Raw genomic sequence first — 1083 nt, forward strand, 5'->3', positions numbered from 1 at the left:
GGCTCCTGCCGGTCAGCAGTAGCCCATCGGGCCCATGTCCGTGTAGTAGACGTAGTCGACCTTGACCCAGCCGGTGACATTGCCCCGGTGGGCCGTCAGGTAGATCCAGTGGCCGTCGCCGTTCCAGCAGTGCGCGGTGAACGTCTCGCGGAAGTACCCCTGGCCGTGGATCGTGCCGTCCACGGGCCTGCTGCGGATGTTGACGCCGTCACCGAGGAAGTAGCCGCCCCGGGACTGCACCTGCTGCGTGGACGTGCCCGAAGCGGGCGCCGACTCCTGGGCGCTGGCGGTGACGGGCGACAGCAGCAGGGCCGCGCCCGCCAGGGCGAGACACGCGGCGCGCCGGATGTGTCTGCGCATGACTGACTCCTTCTTGTCGTCCTGTGTGGTGGGGTGCGGCTCAGTACCAGCCGGTCGAGGTCAGGTCGTGGCCGTCGCAGGAGAGCAGCGCGCGCGAGACGCGGCCGCTGAGGTTGTTGCCCATCTGCGTGTAGGCGTAGTTGATGCCGGAGTCGACGGTCTCGGAGACCCAGCCGTCGACCCGTCCCGCGCCGTTGTTGGAGCGCTGCAGCACGGCCGCGCAGCCGGGCCGGGAACTCTCGATCCGGGCGAAGGAGCCGCACTTGTCGGAGTAGAAGTACTTCAGGGCCATGCCTTCGGCGTACTTGGTGGGCCCGATCTGCCGGAACGAGCCCGAGCAGAAGGAGGTGGTGGGGTACTGCCCCTCCATCCCGTAGGCCCCGTAGTTGCCGCCCGAGTACGGCGCGGCCTGGGCGGAGGTGGGGAGGAGCGCCATCACCGCGGCGGCGCCCCCGGCGGCCAGCAGTGTCCTGAGCGATCGGCGGCTCATGAGCTCTCTTTCGTTGTCGTCGGGTGGTCTGGTCGTGACCGTAAGGGCCGTCACCACATCCACGACACCTGACACTTATCAGGGTCGAACCCCCAGGTCGTGTCGTTTCGGGGGCTCCCTGACATACGTCAGGACCGCCCGCGCCTCACCTCCTCCTAAGGTGGCGGCGCGGGGGCAGGTCCCGCCGGACACTCGGGCGACCATGAAGGGCAACCATGCGCACACTCCTGCGC

The 1083-nt window shown here is 68.9% G+C and carries 2 protein-coding genes; both read right to left on the reverse strand.

Annotated elements, in window-relative coordinates; all coding sequences use genetic code 11:
* Positions 1 to 12 precede the first annotated feature (12 nt).
* The gene (locus ACFTZL_RS45075; RefSeq protein WP_382596483.1) at positions 13 to 360 is read right to left on the reverse strand and encodes a hypothetical protein; all 348 of its coding nucleotides are present in this window, start codon (positions 358 to 360) and stop codon (positions 13 to 15) included.
* Positions 361 to 400: 40 nt separating this feature from the next.
* Complete coding sequence (locus ACFTZL_RS45080; protein WP_382596486.1) at positions 401 to 850, reverse strand: hypothetical protein; 450 nt, start codon at positions 848 to 850, stop codon at positions 401 to 403.
* Between the last annotated feature and the right edge of the window lie 233 nt (positions 851 to 1083).

The sequence above is a fragment of the Streptomyces sp. NPDC056948 genome, assembly GCF_042674225.1.
Taxonomy (GTDB): domain Bacteria; phylum Actinomycetota; class Actinomycetes; order Streptomycetales; family Streptomycetaceae; genus Streptomyces; species Streptomyces purpurascens.

Excerpts from the sequence above, each read along its gene's own strand:
- ACFTZL_RS45075 (WP_382596483.1), bottom strand. The coding sequence starts at position 360 with ATGCGCAGACACATCCGGCGCGCCGCGTGTCTCGCCCTGGCGGGCGCG.
- ACFTZL_RS45080 (WP_382596486.1), bottom strand. The coding sequence starts at position 850 with ATGAGCCGCCGATCGCTCAGGACACTGCTGGCCGCCGGGGGCGCCGCC.